The sequence below is a fragment of the Pseudoalteromonas sp. SWXJZ94C genome, from assembly GCF_015864385.1.
GTDB lineage: Bacteria > Pseudomonadota > Gammaproteobacteria > Enterobacterales > Alteromonadaceae > Pseudoalteromonas.
In genome coordinates this window covers 1-20,457 of the sequence record NZ_JADYXF010000008.1, presented here as the reverse complement: position 1 = coordinate 20,457, position 20,457 = coordinate 1, and the positions used below count along the sequence as shown (strand labels likewise).

The 20,457-nt window shown below is 34.5% G+C and carries 16 protein-coding genes and 2 pseudogenes; 5 read left to right on the top strand and 13 right to left on the bottom strand.

From position 1 onward, the window contains the following. Nucleotides 1-369: 369 nt before the first annotated feature. Nucleotides 370-1,380 (bottom strand): alpha/beta fold hydrolase, encoded by a 1,011-nt coding sequence (locus tag I6F65_RS04850; RefSeq protein ID WP_166109077.1) that lies wholly within the window; start codon nt 1,378-1,380, stop codon nt 370-372. A 766-nt stretch (nt 1,381-2,146) separates the two neighbouring features. Here I6F65_RS04850 and I6F65_RS04845 point away from each other — a divergent pair. Both I6F65_RS04845 and I6F65_RS04840 read left to right on the top strand, forming a co-directional pair. After that, on the top strand, nt 2,147-2,926 hold the full coding sequence (locus I6F65_RS04845) for a hypothetical protein (protein WP_166109078.1): 780 nt from the start codon (nt 2,147-2,149) through the stop codon (nt 2,924-2,926). 19 nt (nt 2,927-2,945) lie between these two features. After that, nucleotides 2,946-3,431 carry a hypothetical protein gene (locus I6F65_RS04840; RefSeq protein WP_166109079.1) on the top strand — a complete coding sequence of 162 codons (486 nt, stop codon included), beginning with the start codon at nt 2,946-2,948 and terminating at the stop codon, nt 3,429-3,431. An 808-nt stretch (nt 3,432-4,239) separates the two neighbouring features. Here I6F65_RS04840 and I6F65_RS04835 read toward each other — a convergent pair. Continuing rightward, complete coding sequence (locus I6F65_RS04835) at nt 4,240-4,593, bottom strand: hypothetical protein (RefSeq protein ID WP_197111773.1); 354 nt, start codon at nt 4,591-4,593, stop codon at nt 4,240-4,242. Nucleotides 4,594-5,267: 674 nt separating this feature from the next. On the opposite strand from I6F65_RS04835, the gene I6F65_RS04830 reads away from it, so the two are divergent. Next, nucleotides 5,268-5,969: a metal-dependent hydrolase gene (locus tag I6F65_RS04830; RefSeq protein WP_024611733.1), complete on the top strand. Its 702-nt coding sequence runs from the start codon at nt 5,268-5,270 to the stop codon at nt 5,967-5,969. A gap of 148 nt (nt 5,970-6,117) precedes the next feature. On the opposite strand, the gene I6F65_RS04825 is transcribed toward I6F65_RS04830, so the two are convergent. The 3 genes from I6F65_RS04825 to I6F65_RS04815 form a co-directional block, all read right to left on the bottom strand. Then, nucleotides 6,118-6,306 carry a hypothetical protein gene (locus I6F65_RS04825; protein ID WP_197111771.1) on the bottom strand — a complete coding sequence of 63 codons (189 nt, stop codon included), beginning with the start codon at nt 6,304-6,306 and terminating at the stop codon, nt 6,118-6,120. A gap of 309 nt (nt 6,307-6,615) precedes the next feature. Continuing rightward, nucleotides 6,616-7,107 carry a hypothetical protein gene (locus I6F65_RS04820; RefSeq protein ID WP_197111769.1) on the bottom strand — a complete coding sequence of 164 codons (492 nt, stop codon included), beginning with the start codon at nt 7,105-7,107 and terminating at the stop codon, nt 6,616-6,618. Beyond that, a complete protein-coding gene (locus tag I6F65_RS04815) occupies nt 7,097-7,669 on the bottom strand; it encodes a hypothetical protein (protein WP_166109083.1) in 573 nt (190 codons plus the stop codon). The genes I6F65_RS04820 and I6F65_RS04815 overlap by 11 nt, the downstream gene beginning before the upstream one ends. A gap of 680 nt (nt 7,670-8,349) precedes the next feature. Here I6F65_RS04815 and I6F65_RS04810 point away from each other — a divergent pair. Next, entirely contained in the window at nt 8,350-8,952 is a 603-nt protein-coding gene (locus I6F65_RS04810) for a thiamine biosynthesis protein ThiC (RefSeq protein WP_197111767.1), read from the top strand. 407 nt (nt 8,953-9,359) lie between these two features. Here I6F65_RS04810 and I6F65_RS04805 read toward each other — a convergent pair whose 3' ends face one another. Next, nucleotides 9,360-9,584, bottom strand: a complete 225-nt coding sequence (locus I6F65_RS04805; protein WP_197111765.1) for a hypothetical protein — start codon at nt 9,582-9,584, stop codon at nt 9,360-9,362. A gap of 255 nt (nt 9,585-9,839) precedes the next feature. Then, nucleotides 9,840-10,814 (bottom strand): transposase, encoded by a 975-nt coding sequence (locus tag I6F65_RS04800; RefSeq protein ID WP_197111763.1) that lies wholly within the window; start codon nt 10,812-10,814, stop codon nt 9,840-9,842. A gap of 868 nt (nt 10,815-11,682) precedes the next feature. Between I6F65_RS04800 and I6F65_RS04795 the strand changes: the two genes are divergently transcribed. Continuing rightward, a complete protein-coding gene (locus I6F65_RS04795; RefSeq protein WP_197111761.1) occupies nt 11,683-13,788 on the top strand; it encodes a hypothetical protein in 2,106 nt (701 codons plus the stop codon). Nucleotides 13,789-13,975: 187 nt separating this feature from the next. Here I6F65_RS04795 and I6F65_RS04790 read toward each other — a convergent pair. The 6 genes and pseudogenes from I6F65_RS04790 to I6F65_RS04765 form a co-directional block, all read right to left on the bottom strand. Continuing rightward, nucleotides 13,976-14,137: pseudogene (locus tag I6F65_RS04790) on the bottom strand (transposase); the annotation flags it as partial. 110 nt (nt 14,138-14,247) lie between these two features. Beyond that, nucleotides 14,248-15,222 (bottom strand): transposase, encoded by a 975-nt coding sequence (locus tag I6F65_RS04785; protein WP_197111750.1) that lies wholly within the window; start codon nt 15,220-15,222, stop codon nt 14,248-14,250. Nucleotides 15,223-15,381: 159 nt separating this feature from the next. Next, a pseudogene (locus tag I6F65_RS04780) lies at nt 15,382-15,720 on the bottom strand (IS4 family transposase); the annotation flags it as partial. A gap of 155 nt (nt 15,721-15,875) precedes the next feature. Continuing rightward, nucleotides 15,876-16,442 carry a hypothetical protein gene (locus I6F65_RS04775; RefSeq protein WP_197111748.1) on the bottom strand — a complete coding sequence of 189 codons (567 nt, stop codon included), beginning with the start codon at nt 16,440-16,442 and terminating at the stop codon, nt 15,876-15,878. Between the two features lie 575 nt (nt 16,443-17,017). Beyond that, nucleotides 17,018-19,693 carry an ATP-binding protein gene (locus I6F65_RS04770; RefSeq protein ID WP_197111746.1) on the bottom strand — a complete coding sequence of 892 codons (2,676 nt, stop codon included), beginning with the start codon at nt 19,691-19,693 and terminating at the stop codon, nt 17,018-17,020. Between the two features lie 162 nt (nt 19,694-19,855). Continuing rightward, complete coding sequence (locus I6F65_RS04765; protein ID WP_197111744.1) at nt 19,856-20,392, bottom strand: hypothetical protein; 537 nt, start codon at nt 20,390-20,392, stop codon at nt 19,856-19,858. Nucleotides 20,393-20,457: the final 65 nt, after the last annotated feature.

Genomic DNA, 20,457 nt, shown 5'->3' with positions numbered 1-20,457 from the left:
TAGAAAGCCTATCCAATTTAAAAGGATTTTCTCAAAAGATCCTAAACTAAAAACTGAAAACAACTTTCCTCGAAGAGTGAATAAACTTTAGCTTTATTTAAACACGACATAAACTGTTTATAGCCAACACCAGTATCGTCCATTAATAGACTATCAATAAAAAAAAACCGTCTTTATGGACTAAGCTGGCTTTGCAGAACGGCATAATTCGACAGTGTAATTCCTTCCATGAAAACTCAACGTTCAAACATATCCCTATAAGTAAATAAAGCAGGCTAAACTAGTCACCACCCTAACAGAAAAAATTAAATGCGAAATTTAAGATGAGTTTCAGATACAAATTTTATACTCAAGCCCACTCACTAATAGTTAGCGGGATAAAAAATCCAATACTGTACGATTTACTTGTTCAGCCTGATCGACCGTTAAAAAGTGCCCTGCATCTAAGACCTGTATAGTCTGAACATTTTTCAACATTTTCTTTGCCCGCTCAAGACTATCTAAATTATTCATTATGTCATTGTCGCCAATCATCACTAATGTAGGTAGGGTAATTTGTTGGAGCTGCTGATCTGAAAATGGTCGCATTTCGGTGATTAAACCAGGCATTGGATTGTCATCAAGCGCTGCCACATATTGATCTAAATAAATAGGGTTAATCATGTGTACTTTGGTAGACAAAGTTTTTAAGCTCTCTTGAGCCTCATCGCGCACAGGGTTTAACGTAAACAGAATACTCGACAATAAGTCACCGCTAAACTCAAGCCAACCAAACGTTTGCGCAGGGCTAAGTAATACCAAACGTTGAATACGCGACATTTCGTTATTTGATTCAGCCAATGCAATAGCGGTTGCCTGCCAACCTCCTCGAGAGGCACCAACTAAGTTTAGCGAGTCCAATTGCAGTAGATCAAATAATTCTTGGTACCAACTTACCACTTCAGCCATGCCAGAAATATCTGTATTAGCAATAGAGCCTCCAGAGCCGAGCAAATCGTCAATGGCATAAACCCGATAGTGTTTGGCTAATGCCGCTATATTTGGGTACCACATAGCTGAGTTCGTCTGCATACCATGCAATAAAACAACAACCTCTGCATCCTCCGATCCTGCAACAATAACCCGTGCCTGACCAAGTGACGTAGGAATACTAAGCTCACGATAATCTACCGGCCACAAACTTAAAGCACGGCGATAAAGCTGCTCATCGGATAATGTTTTAGCCGATAGCTTTTGCAACTTAGCATTTTCTACATGACGTTCAGGTATCAAATAAGATTGTAGATCATGATCCACTTCTACTTGATCGTCAAACCAATCGCACCCAACCAATAATGTCAGTGTAGTAAGTATCACGCACGTGCCTTTCCAGATTTTCATCTGTACTCCTGTATAATAAATGCATTGGTATTTTTAGTATAAGATGTTCTAGAGTTTAACCCATGCTATTTACTAACTAAAACAAATACTAATTAAATAGAAATCCATCTTAATTGAAAAAATATATCAATACTTCCAAATTTACTTTTTAGACTTAGTATTTTTCTATTGTTTTGTAGTTTTTCTCACTAAACCAATTAAATAAGCTATTTTAGACGTTAAACCCAAATCAAACGCATGAAAATACAGTTGTAATCTTTTACTGACTAGTTGAAGCGTTATGCGAACAGCTTTCGCAATTACTAGCATTCGCTTGGCGTTTTCTATTTAATTTTTTACAGTAACTTTCTTGTGAATCTGATTTGCCAACGGCCTCATGAAATACGTGCATAAATTGCTTGGCGAGTTTTAACTGGTTTTCTGGGGAAATATTTACACGGTTTTAATAACGATAAATTCGTTTTTCGATATACCCTCACTAGCCTCTCGCATGTTAAGCGTTTTTGAACGCTGGTATATCAGATTTTTCTAGGATGTTGACCATTTTGGCTCTAATAGAGTTTAAATCCACATAGGTAATACACGCAGCAAAACAATTAGGGGGTGTCACTGTTGTTTTATGTGAATAAAAAATTAGAAGCATGCACTTTAATGAAAATTAAGAACTTGAATGTAAATTTTGACCCTTTACAAAGAGTAAAGTATAGTGAGTAAAATATCGCCGGATGTGGTATTTAAATATTTAATTAAATTAATGGACTAACTAATGAAATTGGCTCTCTTTTTATTCCTTTTACTCATCTCGAAGTATGCTTTTTCTGCAATAGAATCCTCCAAAATATATTACAGTTTTGACACTGAAAAAGAAGCAACCTTGTTTATTGTTCCTGGTGAAAAAGAAGACACTTACTATCTAAATTATGTAGGATTTGAGCATCGCTTTGACGGGAAAACATTGCTATATGAAAAACTCAATAACCATACTGGCAATGGCTACTATCTAAAGCTAGTTGGCATGCCAAACGTTAATTTCAGAAATGATAATAATCAAACGATTATCTCTGGTACTCTAATTTCATATTCAAATGTTTATTTAGATGATAATTCAATAACAAAAATTGTTTATTCTGGTACAACAGACAAGGCAAAAGCTAGCAGGGTTATCCAGCAATACAAAAAAAGACAATTTGAAACATTTAGTAAAGTTGAAGCAAAGAGATTATATAAAAAACATCTAGCATCACTTATTGATAATTGTAGAGCAGACTTAGATATTAATATTGATTGGTCTCGTTTTGAAAATATGGGTATAAAGTCAGCCCCATCTAAACTTTCTGCATACTTACAATCTTTAGAACAAATTTGTAAAATAGATAGTGATTACGCTATCGCAATTAAATCAATAAAGAAAATTATTGTTATCCCTTCACAAATACCTACATCTCATTCAGCTAAATTACAGGGTTCTGAATTAACAATTAAAATCGGTTTTAAGGTAGAGAATATAACCGAGACTAGTTATAAACTTATGTATGATATTTTTTAATTACTTAAAGGAAGACACTATGAAACAAAAAATTATTGCAGGGCTAATTATTGCAGTATTCAGTTCATCTGCTTTGGCATCAATCAAAGATAAAAAAGCAATACGCGCAGCCGATACTAGTATTGCTGATGAAACAGCAAAAGTTATAGCTTCTTGTGGGAATACTAAATTAGATGTAAATGTTAACTGGGAAGATTACAAAAAAATGTTAGCTGCAAATGAAGCAAAGCTTGCCGATAATAAATACAAAAGTGAGTGGGTCATAACTCATTCAGGACAACGAACAGTTTCTGTTTTAGAAGCCATAGCTAATATATGTAAAGACGACGCTGATTACAAAGAAGAATTAGCACTTTTAACTAAAATTGAAGTATCTGCTAAGCAGGACTTTAAAGATTCACAAAGTGAATTCACACTTAACGATACGGTTCTAAAAATAGCCACTGGTCACAAGATGACCCGAAGCGCATCTGATTTTGCTAAAAAAATAAAAGCGTTATACTAACTATATATTCGACTTAAAAAGCCAGCTTTTCAAACTGGCTTTTGTTTAAAAAAATACATAGGCAGATTTAACTCCTAAGTTAATAACCGCTAGGCAGCTATTACTGCCATTTGCTCAGTCATTAATTGAACAAGTAAAGCTGTGCTACTAAACTTACTTTTTTGACTAAGCCATCCCTACTCGTTATTCGCGAATCCCTCATTAAATAAGCCACTACAGCTACAAAAACTACATTACACATGAAAATGACTGCATGATACAATTTTAACTTTTTACTGAGTAGCTTAAATTTCATGGGAACAACTTTCGCAATTATCGGCATTCGCTCGCCGTTTTCTATTTAAGTTTTTACAGTAACCTTCTTGTGAATCAAATTTAAAAACTACCTCATGAAATACGCGCGTAAATTACTTGGCGAGTTTTAACTGGTTTTCTGGGGAAATATTTACACGCTCTAATAGCGGTAAATTTGTTATTCGATATACCCTCGCTTGCCTCTCATATACAACGACCTGTCAATTAAACAAGTTTATACACGCAATAAAACAATTAGTGTGGGTGTAACCGCTGCTTCCTTACTGTTGTTTCCTATTCTCACGTGCCATATAAGCACAGCTAAAATGAATAATTATTGTTATTGGTCAATGTTTGTAGCTGTCCAATAATTTTTAATTAATGAGTACCTATAATTACTCGTAAATAAACCAAAGAAACGTACATATCTACTTGACTGAAATTAACTAATGGGTGAGCCAATTATTTATTAATCAACGTTTTTAAGTATAATTTAAAAATAGTGTAGGAAATATTATCGAGCATAAGTTCGAGTGAAATTATGTTCACTTTCTTTTTCAAATGTATATTTTACGAATTGTCCGTTTTTTGTTTTTCCCCCTAGTATCATTCCTTCAGAAAGTGAAAAATTGGGAGCAAACTTTACAATAACTAAATTACTATTATCTTCTACTAAAATTTGATAGTTATTAATAGAGCTATTTTTTAATACAAAATCATTGTAGGCAACTACAACATATGGAATTGCCCAGCCAGAAAATTTAATAATCTCATTACTCATATTCTTATCTTCCATATCATTACCAGTTACTAAAGTAGAATAACTATTTAAAAGTATGACCAAACTTAAAACTACACTCCTCTTCATATCTATTCCTCTACTTCACATGTTGTTTTAGTTTTAGCATCGTAACTTTTGTAATAATGCCTAGGGCTGGCAACATGCCCTTTATTTTTTTATTTTCGGGTGATTACGGTAATCCCCCCGCAATAAATTTACAGCTGTGCCAGGTCAATAAATCTACTAAGCTTTTTCATATCTTCAATCCAGCGAGATACATTATTGTACTTTTCAATACATAAGCCTGCCTCGTCCATATAAAGAAGCGTTGAATAGCCCCAGCAAACCATGTGCAAGTGAATCACAGTCAGCAAGTCCACCTTCAAAAACATCTTAAATGTGTTAATAAGGCGACCTTTCTTTATAGAATCAAATAACTCATTTTCCATCATAAATAAAAGAATATCTATTTTCGCAACTTGCTCAATATTAATTTCGGGATACCAGTTAGCGTACCACTCTTACGCGCCAAGTAACGAATAATAGCCAATGAATCACCGATCGTTACTGTTCCACTTCAGTCGTAATCAAAAAATTACCCCTTAGTGGCAACCCTAAGCGCGAAAAAGAATAACAATTGTAAAAAATAATGATTAATCAAAGCAATAAGAAGTTTATTTCAACTTCAATCTTTAAAGTACATTGAACAATGAACTTATCAATTGTTAAAATGCACATCTATTTTTCTATCAAGAGATACAATGGCAAACTTCAATACTCATCTTAATACTGCCGTAATCGTCACAGGCTTAGCCTCAGCCACCTTATTATCTGCAGGACATATTGAATTAAAAAGTGCGCTCTGGTTATGGTTTTTAGGTTCAATTGGCGGCTTATTACCCGATATAGATTCAGATAACTCTACATCACTCGATACTATTTTTAACTTATTTGCACTCAGCGCTGTATTACTGGTACTGCATTACATAACCACCGAGCTAATTATTGAAATTAGTTTTATCGAGTTAATCGTAGTGCCCTTATTGGTTTACGGATTTATGAAATATGTTATTAGACCAATTTTTGAATGGATCACAGTACATAGAGGTAGTTGCCACTCTTTACTATTTATACTGTTATGTGCGTTATTGACGACTCAAGTAGCATGGAAACTGAACGACCAATCAACCACACAAACAGCCATCTTTGCTTGGTTAACGGGTGGGTTTGTTTTACTAGGAGGATTAATTCATTTATTGCTGGATGAAATTTACAGTGTAGATTTAAGTAATGTCAGAATTAAACGCTCTTTCGGCACCGCTCTAAAAATAGCTGACTTCGATAATAAGTTAATTACCTTGTGTTCGATTATTGCTATTGCAGGTTTAATCTATATTGCACCCCCTACAAAGCAAACTATTACAGCGTTAAGTGATTGGTCTCATTTTATATTTCTATCTTAAAAAGTAGGTATTAAGCTCTTTAAACGTATAGTGAAATATTAAGATAAGCCCATAAGCCTTGTATTATGGGCATTTAATCAATATATATTACAAGGTTTGCAGGTGATTAATCTTCTACATCAAAGTATAAAGATTATGATCAATAAAACTAATATACCATCCAGTTAAAACGCTCACATACATCGTCTAAAGGTGCGTCCATATATGCCATACCAATTACTGCGATAAGAACACTTGGTTTTTGACTAAAAAATACCAAGAAAACACAGAATCCGGCTTCACCTGAAAATACAAATGGTTTATTACGCCAATACTGGTCAAAATCAACAAATTTCAAAAAGGTATCGAAATCATCAATTCAAAATGTAATAGTGGAATTAAATGACAGACCGAGAAAAAAGTTTAATTATAAAAACGCCAGCCAAATTAATGGCTGAGTATATGGTAGCGTTAGCTGCTTAGCCGTTATGCACTTCAAGGTTGAATCTGCCTGTCATGGTTATTCCTTTAAAATTTAATTACACATCAGATCTCTAACTAACGTTAGGCTCTCCTGCAATTTTTGCAAAAAGTAATTGTATAAAATGGAGTTATACTACATACATAAATGAGCATAGCAAAAATCTTACAATGCAGCTTTTGTAGATTAATAACTTTTGCAAGTGGGTTCAGACTCATAACCAAGATAATAATAACCGCCCCAAACTAGAGACCCATCCTTTTTTGATATAGAAAATTGTATTCCTTCAGATGTATTACAAAAGTCAAAATCGAGGTTCAAGTCAACTTTAGATTCTAAAACGCCAATAGCTAAATTTATCGGATTTTTAGATTTGACTAAATAATAGGTGTATCCTGATTGCGTATTAACTTCAACCCTATCATCAAGAAGCGGGTAACATTTTTCACCATCTGTTGTTTTTTCTTGAACCACTGCATTCTCTACAGCTGCCCCCTCTCCAAGATGTATTAATTTAAAATCATGCTGAGAAGGAATATCAGGGTTTTTTATTGCTAAACAGTTACCATGCAACCATCCGACCTCTCTATCCATACTCTCATTAGTTGATTGGGAGAAAGCTGAACATGAAAAAGTTAAAGCTATTAAAATTAGGGGTAACCTCATTTTATCGTCCATTATATGACCAATGAGGAGCATCAGTTTTTAATTTTTTAACGCCATAAGACTCGCCAATAGAATGTAGTATCTTATTGGTATTTACATTAGAAGAAAACGTAGTAGACACTTCAGTTCCATCCTTTTTCTTAACTTTTATAGTACCAGTAAATTTGATTGTCATATCAATTGCTTTACCGCTGATATGATTACTCGTAAGTGAAGGCGGGTTAATACTTCTCGGCGGAACAGCCAATCCAAAACCATTGACCATTTCTAGTGCGCCAGCTTTACTTTTTGCTATATCCCCGTGGTCCCACTCTATATCAACCCCAGCCATTTTTTTCGCATCAGAAGGCTTACATTTACCTTGAGATATTTTCCATGACCAGTGAAAAAGGTAAGCCCTCTTATCACTCCTTTTTGTGGCTGAAACGTTGACTGTAGCGCCAGCATCTTTTAAAGATTTTATAAAAGCTTTTGTGCCAGTTTTAAAGGTGGCTTCAAGGTCATCTACATTATTGCTATTTTTTGCATGACTGTTTGCCCATGTAACCCAAGACTTCCCACTTTTAGTAGCCATATTTATACTTCCTCCTTGATTTATTTAACATCTAACGCTAACTTAAGCGAACTAAAATTATGGTTCAAATTTAGCAACAAAAAAGTAAAAAGCCAACTGTTTTTTTCCTTATGAATTAGTTTACAGACATAGGTGTCAGGTCTTATTTTTTGCCATTATTCTACTCACCCTCGAATAATGCAATTTAAAATACTCGCCAACTTCTTTAAAATATAACCTCCTGACGAGTATGCCGCCCTAATTGTATCATCCCGATTAGAAGACAATTGAGCATATTCAGCTTACAACAAAGCCTTTAATACAAAAGGAAAAAACAAAAAAACCTTACCCCATTTTTCTTTCTCATCCAAATAAACAGACTATTGTTAATTACCCGTGAAGTAACTAACGTATTTGATAATTCTAGCCATAGAGACTTTGCCATACCTAAACCGCCGTTTATATTTAGACTATTAAGACTATTAATAAAGTACTAATCCTAAATACTAAAAGGTAAAATACCCGACCTATTTGTTATTAATTATTATTTTTATAGGTTTAAGTGAAATAATTAAATAACTTTACCTGTCTTATATCAGATAGTAGAAACGCTAATTAGTTAAAAAGCCCCATCTGTTTGATTTATTCAAATCTGTTACCGCTTTTTAAAGCATTAAATATAAAATTATAAGAGGCCCATAATGGAATTTACGAATAAACGCATCACCCTAATTACAGCATCTTTATTGTTGTTATTGGCAATATCACAGGGTATTTATTCAGCCCTTTACAGTGCCGAAATTAGCTTTTCAAGGCAAGTTTCTTGGGGACTAGAAGCACTCATATTTACCTTGCTTGTTGCCTTTGCTGGTACGGCAATGGTACAAGCAAAACATTCTCAACTAGGATGGTCGGCTATCGCCTTTGCTGCGGTATTAAATATAGTACAGGTGAGTATTGGCCTTACGTTGTTTTCAACATTTGGTAAAGTTGCGGGTGCCGTAGAAGGTGCACAACCTTTAATTGGTGGCGTGGTTTCTTTGTCATTCATGATTTACTACACAGCTAAATTATTATTGGGATTAGCAGCACTTGTTTTTGGCCTGTCTTTCATCGCTAAAGGTGGCAAAGCAATTGGCGGACTTACAGCCTTAGCTGGCGGAGTTGCAATGTTAGCCAATGGCATTTTAATTACCTTTGGCCGTGATGGATTTCTTCCATCAGCTGTTGCTGGCGCTTCGGGCATGATTGCAACGTTACTTTTAGCGATATGTTTAATAAGCCTTTACCGTAAACAAGATTAAGGTTTAATATCACACAAGTGATGTAGCCTTTTGAATAAAGTATAAACATCGGCGTGTATTAGATATGCTAATTCGCTGATGTTTTACATTTAGAGCATTTGCCTAGCGTACCTCAAGTTAATGCCCTCTTTCGTAAACTAAGATTAATTCACAAAGAGGATATGATGCGCTGCGCTTTTAGAGAGTAAAAATAGCTAATATCAAAACCTTTTAACCAATTTATGTTTTGATGTATGTAGTCAAGATTTGCCCTCAATGACCTTATTTATTATTTGTAGAGCTACAAATTTGTATTAATTTATGAGCTAAATCGACACCAATTCTTAACTTATTCATAATTGAACTCCTAAAAATAATTTCTACTTCAGTTTAGAGGTTGGGAGTCCAATTATCTTGTTAGTGCGTAATTACGATTTAAGAAGTTTTGATAACGGAATAGGTACATTCCCTTTTGTTTCTTCTGCGGAGTATAATTCACATAAACGGCTAAGCTCTACTTCATACATATATTTACACTCTTCAAAATCATCACTATCGACTGTATCTGATTGCGAGAGCAAATCATAATATCGAATTGAGTCCTCTAAAGCCTGAATACAGACAGAAATACTACGTATATCTACATTAACCATGAGATTGAACCTTAATACGAATGTTTGCATTAAAAGCAAGTACATCTAATGCCTCAAAAACTAAACTAGACAGCCACTTTAATTGAACAAACAAAACTGTGACACTAATATTTGCTCTTCAAGTTCAAAATTTATCTTTTATCACTGGGTCACTTTATTTCATCCGTTAAATGAGTAATTAGCCCTATTAAACCTAAATTACACGCATGAAAATAACTGCATAATGCAGTTGTGATTTATTACTGAGTAGCTTAATTATGCGAGTAGCTTTTCGCAATTGCTAATATTTGATCGCCGTTTCCGCTTTAAATTTTCACAATAACTTACTTGTGAAGTGGGTCTGCCTACTGCGCCATGAAATACGCGCGTAAATTGCGTAGTAAGTTTTAACCAGTTTTCGGAGGATATATTAAGTCTTTCTAGCAAAGGAAGATTTATATTATTAATATGTCCGCGTTTATCCTCTCGCATTATTCGCCCTGTTAGCTCAACAAGTTCAAGGTACGATTTAAGCTCAAACGGCAGCCCTTTAGGCATAATCTGACGTGGCATACCTGCAAAACGCAGTAACTGCTTTGGTTGTTTACCTTCTGCCGCGCATGTTAAACGATTTTGTACACTGGTATGGTCTGACTCTTCTGGTGTGTTAGCCATTTTAGCTCTAATGGGATTTAAATCGACATAGGCCATACAGGCTGCAAGTGCTGCTTCATCTAGTAATGCTTGCGATTTAAATCTACCCTCCCAAAATCTACCCGTGCAGCTATCTTCTTTATTTGCTCTGCGGGCAATGTCTTCATTTAATAGCCGCATAAACCAGCTGATACTTGATAAGCGTTCGCGGTATTGCTTTACTGTTTGATTGAAAAAGATGAGTTCAACTTTACTTAGCTTTTCACCTTGTACATATTTTTGCGTTAACGATGTGCCTTTACACAGTTTATGCCAGCGAATAACAATCGCTTTATCATTCAGCCTGTTTGCTTTCTTATCATCTACATACAGTACTAAATGGGTGTGATTACTCATTACGGCATAAGCACATACATCAATACAAAATACCTTAGCTAATTCAGGCAGCTTATCTTCAACCCACCCTCGTCGATGCTCGTAAGATTGACCAGTAAAACGGTCTTCCCCACATAAAAATGCACGTCGCACGCACCGTGAAATACAGTGATAGTATTTTGTATCAACCAAACTTACTTGACGCTTTCTTGCAATTGCCATAAGACACCCTGCTCGTTTTTCGTACTAACTGAAACGTAGCCTTAAATTTTAAAAAGATCAAAATTTAGGATGGGTGTCACTGTTAATTTCCATTTCATTAGGAATACTTTGGATGAATTTTCTTTTTGTTGTCAATTGAAGACTCCTTGCCTTAAAAATTAATCGTTCAGTAGATTAATTCTTTATTTCCTCTGAGGTTAATCTCAAAAACATTAAATGTAAAAGGCTGCTTAATTTAAGCAGCCTTTTTAATAGCCTGTAGAACATGGACAACTTATAAAATTGCCCAATCTAAAGTCTCTGCTAGTTTTGCGTATTCTCAATAGGCCAATCTTTATGGAACAGACCAAACTAGACAGCCACATTTATTGAACAAACAAAACTGTGACACTAAATTTGCTCTTCAAGTTCAAAATTTATCTTTTATTGCTGGGTACTTTATTTCATCCGTTAAATAAGTAATTAGCCCTATTAAACCTAAATTACACGCATGAAAATAACTGCATAATACAGTTGTGATTTATTACTGAATAGTTTTACTGAGTAGCTTAAATTTTATGCGAGTAGCTTTTCGTAATTGCTGATATTTTCTTGTCGTGACGCATACTGAGTAAATTGCACCTTTGGTTGATAGTTAATTGTTTACAATGTATCTTGGCTAGGTATTTATTGAATAGAGCTATTTTTTTAAAGAAGTTTTATTGCTCTATTCAGATTTAAAATATTGACTTTAATTATTAATATAAATTAACAGCGAGTAGTTGAAATTATAAAAAAATCGCTGTTAATTAATGATTTATGTCAGATGGAATATAAAAATTAATGGAAGAAATAAAAAGGATAAAAAAGAAATAGAGGATTTTCTTATATGGAAATAATTACAACATCTAAACATCCGAGATACTATATGATAAACAAGCAAAAAAATTATTCAATGCTATATAAAGCATTAATTATCGCTCTACCAATACTTACAGCTACTTTTACAAGTAATGTAATAGCGGCTACAAATAAAGTTAACGTTGATGTTAATTTAGATACTAAACATCGTATCGGTAATATTCAAAGTTTCAATCGTGAAAAGTTTATTTCGTTACATTCAGCACCAACTGAAAATGATTGGAATGATGATAGCAAAGGTAATAATGAATTAGATGATTTGATCGGAAAATTCATCAAAGGTTACGACGTATATTTTGGTCGTGATACAGGGTATATGAAAAACCAACTTTTTGGTCAAGCACAAGATAACATCCGTTCAGGTTTTATTGACGAATCAACCGCAACAACTCTAGGGAAAGCAGCAGTAAATACCTTTGAAAAAAGCACTCAGGCCAGATTCGTTAATGGTAGACGTTTTAAAAATAGATCAGAAAATATGGTTGTTGCAGGTCAAGTTCACCCGTATTATCCTGATGGTACTAACATTGGCAATACTGGCTGGGCTTTCTCACAAACAGATACAGCGCAAGAGCCACTTGGTACAGCAACAGGTCACTATATGGGCCAGTTCTTAAAAAATTACTTTGCGCAAAGTAATACTGCAGTAGGTCATCCAAAACCTGCGTTTATAGAGGTAGTTAACGAACCTCTTTACGATCTTAATATCGATCCTAAAGATGGCAGAGCAAAAGCTCCTATTTCTGATATTTTTAGTTACCACACCAGTGTCGCTAAAGAAGTTCGTAAAACAAATAACGAAAAGTTAAATAAAGGCGTTAAAATTGCTGGATATACCACAGCATTCCCTAATTATGATTGGGATAACTTCCAACGCTGGGAAGACAACGATAAATTATTTATCGACACGGGAGGCAAAGATATGGATGTTTTTTCAATTCATTTATATGATTTTCCTACTCACCCACGCGGCGAAGAATATAGACGTGGTAGTAATGTTGAAGCAACCCTTGATATGTTAGAGCAATATTCAACGATTAAGTTTGGTCGAGTTAAACCATTATTAATCTCTGAATATGGTGCTTCGGTGCATGCATTACGTAATAAACCATGGACGCATGTTCGCGATGCTGAAAAATTACGTGGTTATAATGCGTTATTAACACAATTTTTAGAACGCCCTAATGTTATTGCTAAAGCTATCCCATTTATTCCAGTGAAAGCTGAATGGGGTAGACATGGTGATACCGGTTACCCATATGAAAACCGTTTAATGCGTCAAAATTTTGAGAAAGCAGGTCAAACAGGTACACAATGGGTATACACTGATTTAGTGAAGTTTTATCAATTATGGTCGAATGTTCGAGGTACGCATGTTGATAGTTGGGCATCAGATTTAGATATAATGGTTGATGCGTATGTGCAAAATAATAAAGCACACATCATCATGACGAGTTTAGAGTTTGAAGATACTGATGTTTCATTGAAAGCATTGGGTATTACGGGTAACTCGGTTAAATCAGTTCAAATAAAAACGTTATCTTACGATAATAATAACCATGCGTTATTGGAAACTAAAAACCTAACGAGTGTGCCAGGTACCGTATTTTTACCGAAAGAAAGTACTAAGATTATGACCATTACTTATCAAAACAAGATAAACATTGATAAAGTAAATCAAGAAACAAAGTATTACGCAACAACTTATAAAAAGCCGATTAAGGCGAATAGTAGTCTATTATTTAATATTAAAAATGTTGAAGTGGGAGCCCAAGGTGAAGCTGTATTACGCTTAGGTATGGGCCGTGCTCATGGTAAGTCTCTTGTTCCAGTTGTAAAAGTGAATGGTGTTACGGTAACAGTGCCAAAAGACTTTAGAGGATATGACCAAAAGAACGGTAAAACCCGTAACGGACGTGCAAGCTTCTTTGGCGTGATTGAAATCCCTGTACCTCATGACATTTTACAAGGCAGTAACTGGATTAATGTCACCTTTAATGATGCGGGTGGTTTTGCCACAAGTGCAGCTTTACAAGTAATAAACTCAGACGAGAGTATTACGCGTAGACTTTAAATTTCTATTATAAGCAGTTGAGGTAAGTAGTTTAAATAAGCTTTTACTGAACATTAAAATGGTATTCATAAATTATGAATACCATTTTGTTGTTTGTAATACTTACTAAATGCATAACTAGTCGTTAACGCATAAAAAAACTTAAGCATTAATTTTTGAATAAAAAATTTAGATTGGGTGTCTTGTTAATTTTAAGCAGCTTATCTTCAACCCACCCTCGTCGATGCTCGTAAGATTGACCAGTAAAACGGTCTTCTCCACATAAAAATGCGCGACGAACACAGCGTGAAATACAGTGATAGTACTTTGTATCAACCAAACTTACTTGACGCTTTCTTGCAATTGCCATAAGACACCCTGCCTGTTTTTTGCACAAACCAACTAAATTACACGCATGAAAATAACTGCATAATGCAGTTGTGATTTATTACTGAATAGTTTTACTGATTAGCTTACGTTTTATGCGAGTAGCTTTTCGCAGTTGCTAATATTTGATCGCCGTTTCCGCTTTAAGTTTTCACAGTAACTTGCTTGTGAAGTGGGCCTACCTACTGCACCATGGAATACGCGCGTAAATTGCGTGGTGAGTTTTAACCAGTTTTCTGGGGATATATTAATTCTTTCTAGCAAAGGAAGGTTCATACTATCAATGTGCCCGCGTTTATCCTCTCGTATTATTCGCCCTGTTAACTCAACAAGTTCAAGGTACGACTTAAGCTCAAACGGCAGCCCTTTGGGCATAATCTGACGAGGCATACCAGCAAAACGTAGTAACTGTTTTGGTTGTTTACTTTCTTCTGCGTGTGTTATGCGTTGTTGGACACTTGTATGATCTGATTCTTCGGGCGTTTCTGCCATGTTTGCTCTGATGGGGTTTAAATCAACATACGCCAAGCAGGCCGCAAGTGCTGCTTCATCTAGTAATGCTTGCGATTTGAATCTTCCCTCCCAGAACCTCCCTGTGCAGTTATCTTCTTTATTTGCTCTGCGCGCAATGTCTTCATTTAACAAACGCATAAACCAGCTAATACTTGCTAGACGTTCACGGTATTGTTTAACCGTTTGATTGAAAAAGATGAGTTCAACTTTACTTAGCTTTTCACCTTGTACATATTTTTGCGTTAACAATGTGCCTTTACAAAGCTTATGCCAACGAATAACAATCGCTTTATCATTTAGCCTATTTGCTTTCTTATCATCTACATACAGTACTAAATGGGTGTGATTACTCATTACGGCATAAGCACATACATCAATACAAAATACCTTTGCTAATTCAAGCAGCTTATCTTCAACCCACCCTCGTCGATGCTCGTAAGATTGACCAGTAAAACGGTCTTCCCCACATAAAAATGCACGTCGCACGCAACGCGAAATACAATGGTAGTATTTTGTATCAACCAAACTTACTTGACGTTTTCTTGCTATAGCCATAAGACACCTGCTTACTTTTTGCACTAAAGAAAGGCTAGCTGCTAACTTCGAAAAGTGCAAAATTTAGGATGGGTGTCACTGTTAATTATTGCTAAAGAAAGGCTAGCTGCTAACTTCGAAAAGTGCAAAATTTAGGATGGGTGTCACTGTTAATTATTCTGCCGCCCGTAACAAATGAAACTCGCCACAAGGTGTTAACCCAGACCAGTCAATCGTCACGCATGGGCGTCTAATCTGACCAATCACGCGGTGAGCGATTTCTTGGTAATAGTGGAAGCGGGCGTGCTGGACGCGAGGGTTGCCAAATAACCTATCCATTCGTTTAATATTGTGTTTAACCTTCGCGTTACTCTTTAGTTTTCGCCCCAATGCAGCAATGGATAAGAACTTATGTTGGCAGAGTGTTTCTACAGCTTTCATTAATGTGCAGTGGTTACGCTTATCAATAATACCCGCTGTATTAGAAAAAGTTTTATGTAATAATTTACTCAAGTGCATAGTCGATTTACTTTGTAATTTCTTTGGTCGGAAAAAACATATAAGATCAAAATTGGCTGTGCACTTCAACCGCTTTTTAAACTACCTTATTGATTTATATCATCAAACTGTGGGGATTCGTCAGGACCTGACCCTATTTATCTTACTATATGATCCTAACCATACTCATGATTACAATATCTACAAACTACAGCTGCAGCCTTAATTGTTTCAGCACATTTGATACACGTTTTTGTCTCTGACGTCTCTTTAAGTTCATATGTGACAGATAAAGTACCGTCTGGTTTAACTATTAACAGATAAATAAAGACCAATATACCAATGAGAACAAAACACAGCGCTAAAGCGACAATAAAAGCACCACAACCCCATTGTCCTTGAGACCAATTTTGAATTTTTGGGTAATAATTATGCTCTGCCATTTTTATGGAATCAGTTTGAAATAAAGAATTAGCTTTATCTTGCTTACCAATATAGTTTTTGATTATTACTTTTTTTCGAGCTGTTTCCTTTCTCTTTTTTTCTTTATCTGCTCGATTCATTTTGTTTTCTTTTTGCTCTTTAATTTTTTTTACTTCTAATTCTTTTTGTATATTTTTGGCTTTTTTTTCAATGTATTTATCAGCTTTGGCGTACACAACCCCGCATTTTGGACATTCATAATCGGGAGCTAAGTCAGAACTCTGTCTTTGATAATTACAATTTTTACACGTTGGGTGCATACCAACCTCCTACTGTGAATAACATTGATGAATAGCATTGACACTCACCCAAATTTTTTCAAAGTGATTAGAGTGGATGTCATCATAATTTTATAATTTTATCGCTTTAAATTTTAAAAAGATCAAAATTTAGGATGGGTGTCACTGTTAATTCTTCTAACTGAAACGTAGCCTTAAATTTTAAAAAGATCAAAATTTAGGATGGGTGTCACTGTTAATTCTCTGTTAATTCGGTGGAAAGTGAGCTTTAGCGCTTGCTGTCCACCTCAGGGCGTGTTGTTATATACCTTTGATTTGCAAACTTAAATTTTAAATAAGCTCTTCAATTAGCGATAGAAACTCACTAGAGGGGCTACCCTGTTCTATGTAATCAACAACAGATTTGTAATTTTTATTAACTCTATATTGTTTCATAGTAGGCTTTTGGGGATCCTTATAGTTTTCTATAACCCCTTTAGCCATTAGATTTGGTAACTGTTTTACCGCTGATAGTTTTTTTCTGACTTCTTCTTGTTTTCTGGGGTAGAAATTCCCCCTTTGATAAAATAGCTTGAATACTTTTTCTAACTCAGCTTTTATGGTATCCCGTGTACTTTCAAACTCCTCTTTTTTTCTGTTAACAAATGTTGAATCGAGGTTAAATCACAGCTACTAGCAAAAAGATTATCAGATATTTTATAGTTGATGCCCGCGCGTGGATCTATATCTTTGAATATTGAAGTATGAAATACAGTATGATCATCAATACTACATTCCCAAAAATATTCATAGTTATTAAAAGTACAGTCTTTAAGAACTTTACCTCTGAAATCAAAAGTTGGTTTTGAAGTTGTATTCCCAAATATATCTACTAAACAAACGCCTATTAATGCGCCATTTTCTCCAAACAGTTTTTCGAGTAACTCAGTTCTTGAATTTAGGTTTGATTGTTGGTTACTACATTTTTGTAATAAAGTCATAAGGAATGAAACGATTGATGATACAAACATTTCATGGTTAACCCCTTGAATATCATTAGCTGTCTCGATCACCTCAATACAAAATATAATAAGTTCATCGTCCAATTCTAATTTTTCTGCAACTGTTGCAGTAAAGCTACTGTCGTACTTTAGGTAACCACTAACTATCCTAACAAGCTCATCAGTGATCGTATCAGCATCTTTATTCTTAAAAAAGTAATATATCAGTAGGCCTTTAAAATATATATCAAATACATCATAGCGAAAATAAATCATATTATTTTCACATTGAATTAAAGGGTGACCTTTTATTTTTTCGATTAGTGAGTCGTCAAAATCTGAGACAATAGCAGTAAGCTCTTCCTTGATGTCATATAGGGAAATACCGTTCTGTTTGCCTGAGGCTATTCTGATAAATAATTCGACTTGCTGATCTATGGATAAACTTTCTAGCTTAACAATTTCACGGCGACAAACTTGAGCAACAAGCTGATCTGTATGATTGTCTGGAATTAAATATTGGCTTTCAAAAGACTCTTGATGATTTGTACTTAGCCCTTGTGAGTTTATTAAATATCCGATCATGTCTAAAAGGAAAGGTATATATGTTTTTCTACTTTTAGTTTCTAAAGACACAGAACTTTCTATAGCCAAATTCTCAGCCATTTCCATAGCTTTCACAACTTTTCTTTTATCACTCTTTAATTTTTGTTCAAAGAAATCATTGGCCAATTCTGTATTGAATGCTTTCAATGTAATTTCTGGTAATAATATTTTTTTACCCACTTCATTCCAAAAGTGGTCTCGACAAGTAATTAAAACCTTAGTTTTATTAAGACCGGACGAATACTCGTCAAATATTGATGTAATGAAGAGTTCAACATCAAATTTGTCTCCAAGTTTTGCAATGACCTCATCAATACCGTCAAGAACAACAACTAAACTACCATTATCAATTGATAATTGAAGTAACTCCTTATCAAACCTAGCTCCATCTATATCATCTGCATCCATCAATGCTTTATAAAAGTCAAAAACATCCGAAACTTTATTCTCAATACTAAAATTCCTAGATAATTCGCTAATGATTTCTTTTGAATCAATGAAAAGAATACCTGGTTCTGTGTTTGTATCGCTGACAGAATCTAAAAACTGCTTAGCTAATGTTGTCTTCCCAATCCCACCATGACCACTCACAACAAATAGAGGTTCATTTTCAGACTCAAACCATTCCTTTAATCTAGCGATTGCAGGTAAGTCACAAACATCACCCGCGTCATATAAACCATCAACATAAACAGGTAAATTGAATTTTTCATATGGAAGCATACAATCCTTGTATAAGTGCTCATATCCAAACTCATCAATAAAGAACACATACTCAGTAGTAAAAAGTCTTTTAATATTAGCCTTTCGTCTTTTTACATCTTTTATTTTAGGTCTGTCTATTAAGATAATTGAAGATTTAATGTTGTTTAATAATTTTCTTTTTTTTATTTCGGCCAGTGTTTTTCCTTGGTTTGAAGATTCATGAATATAAACAAATTCTTTCAGCCCAGAAAATCCATCTTCAAGCCTATATATTTCAAAAACAATATTATCTTTCCAATTCCTTTCTTTTATAGGGTACTTATCAGCCAAAGAAAAACTTGAATTCTTATCTATAAACAACTGAATGGTTTTCTCTATTGATTTCTCAGATGTAGACGGCTCAATTTCTTCATTCATTTTTTTATATAGGGTCGACTCACTATATTTTAGTAACTCTAACTTTAAAATTTCAATTTCATCAGGGGATGCTGTTCTCACTTCGTCAGACTTTTGTCCTTTTCGAACCAATATTGCACCTTGATCAAGGTGACGAGTCTTAGTTTTAAGCTCATTCTTCAGTTCAACTAATTGAGTAGGGCAAGGTATTTCAAACACTAATAAATTATCTTCCTCCACTGTTAACATTTTTATATTTATATCAATGAAAGAAGGCTTAGTAACTTTTTCAAGCCTTTGCAGTAGATCTTTTTTAAATCGAGTCAGATTTTTAAGTTGCTTGATGTTGCTCACATCTAAGTTATACGTTTTCTTCTCTGTTTCTGAAAACCCAAAAATTAGATACCGATATTCACCTGCTTTATTTATGTAACCATTAGCTAAAGAAATCAAATCTTTAATTAATTCCCCCCACTTATCAGCCATATCATCAGACAGAGTAGAGTCATCCCAATACCATTGTCTTTTAAATTCTAATGTAGGAGATTCTTCCTTTTCCAATAAAAGGCTGATTTCTTCTTTCATTACGTTTTCCTTATGTTAAAACACTGAAGCTTAAAATGGATACATTTGGCATATAACGCCGCATGAAACGGACAAAAATAGTGTGTTGAAATATGTAGCGAAGCGAAACGTAACCCACTGTTTTTTTTATTTCGTTTAAATGCCTTTTTAAACGTTTACATGTTAAAAAGAAAACTGTTTGATACTTGTGTCAGGTAGTTTTCCTAATTCAACTTTTTCATCACCGTAAAGCCAACTATTCATATCACTAGAATAAGACCACTTTAAATAAAATGGCCCAGCTTTGAATTTGAGTTTGCCATTTAAATCTATTAAATATCGACTATCATCTGTTTCTCTAGCTACAGCATATTTCTCGTACAAATCACCAATACCATTTTGCTCTGTAGCACCATTAGATGGCATGAATCGCCAAGTATATTTGGCTTTTTTGCCTGTTTCAGCAATTATGGATATGACTGCAATACCTTCTTCACCTTTCACTGCTAATAAATCATTATTAGATATTAACAATGATTTATTAGATTGTGTTGATGGCATTTTTTTATGCTTTTTTGTTTCTTCTGGCTTTGTAATTATTGTTTTAGGCTTTATTACTTCTTCTAATAAAGGTTTCTTAAAGTCACCTGTCGTTGAAGGTGTTTCGACCAAGTTGGTTTCAAATGCAGTAACCCCAGCGCCTAATACTGTAGTGGTCAATAAAATTTGGCCACAGTTTTAGAGTCTTTGTATCTAATCTCAGATTCATTTGGCGCTAAACCAGC

Excerpts from the sequence above, each read along its gene's own strand:
- I6F65_RS04850 (WP_166109077.1), bottom strand. The coding sequence starts at position 1,380 with ATGAAAATCTGGAAAGGCACGTGCGTGATACTTACTACACTGACATTA.
- I6F65_RS04845 (WP_166109078.1), top strand. The coding sequence starts at position 2,147 with ATGAAATTGGCTCTCTTTTTATTCCTTTTACTCATCTCGAAGTATGCT.
- I6F65_RS04840 (WP_166109079.1), top strand. The coding sequence starts at position 2,946 with ATGAAACAAAAAATTATTGCAGGGCTAATTATTGCAGTATTCAGTTCA.
- I6F65_RS04835 (WP_197111773.1), bottom strand. The coding sequence starts at position 4,593 with ATGAAGAGGAGTGTAGTTTTAAGTTTGGTCATACTTTTAAATAGTTAT.
- I6F65_RS04830 (WP_024611733.1), top strand. The coding sequence starts at position 5,268 with ATGGCAAACTTCAATACTCATCTTAATACTGCCGTAATCGTCACAGGC.
- I6F65_RS04820 (WP_197111769.1), bottom strand. The coding sequence starts at position 7,107 with ATGGACGATAAAATGAGGTTACCCCTAATTTTAATAGCTTTAACTTTT.
- I6F65_RS04815 (WP_166109083.1), bottom strand. The coding sequence starts at position 7,669 with ATGGCTACTAAAAGTGGGAAGTCTTGGGTTACATGGGCAAACAGTCAT.
- I6F65_RS04810 (WP_197111767.1), top strand. The coding sequence starts at position 8,350 with ATGGAATTTACGAATAAACGCATCACCCTAATTACAGCATCTTTATTG.
- I6F65_RS04805 (WP_197111765.1), bottom strand. The coding sequence starts at position 9,584 with ATGGTTAATGTAGATATACGTAGTATTTCTGTCTGTATTCAGGCTTTA.
- I6F65_RS04800 (WP_197111763.1), bottom strand. The coding sequence starts at position 10,814 with ATGGCAATTGCAAGAAAGCGTCAAGTAAGTTTGGTTGATACAAAATAC.
- I6F65_RS04795 (WP_197111761.1), top strand. The coding sequence starts at position 11,683 with ATGGAAATAATTACAACATCTAAACATCCGAGATACTATATGATAAAC.
- I6F65_RS04785 (WP_197111750.1), bottom strand. The coding sequence starts at position 15,222 with ATGGCTATAGCAAGAAAACGTCAAGTAAGTTTGGTTGATACAAAATAC.
- I6F65_RS04775 (WP_197111748.1), bottom strand. The coding sequence starts at position 16,442 with ATGCACCCAACGTGTAAAAATTGTAATTATCAAAGACAGAGTTCTGAC.
- I6F65_RS04770 (WP_197111746.1), bottom strand. The coding sequence starts at position 19,693 with ATGAAAGAAGAAATCAGCCTTTTATTGGAAAAGGAAGAATCTCCTACA.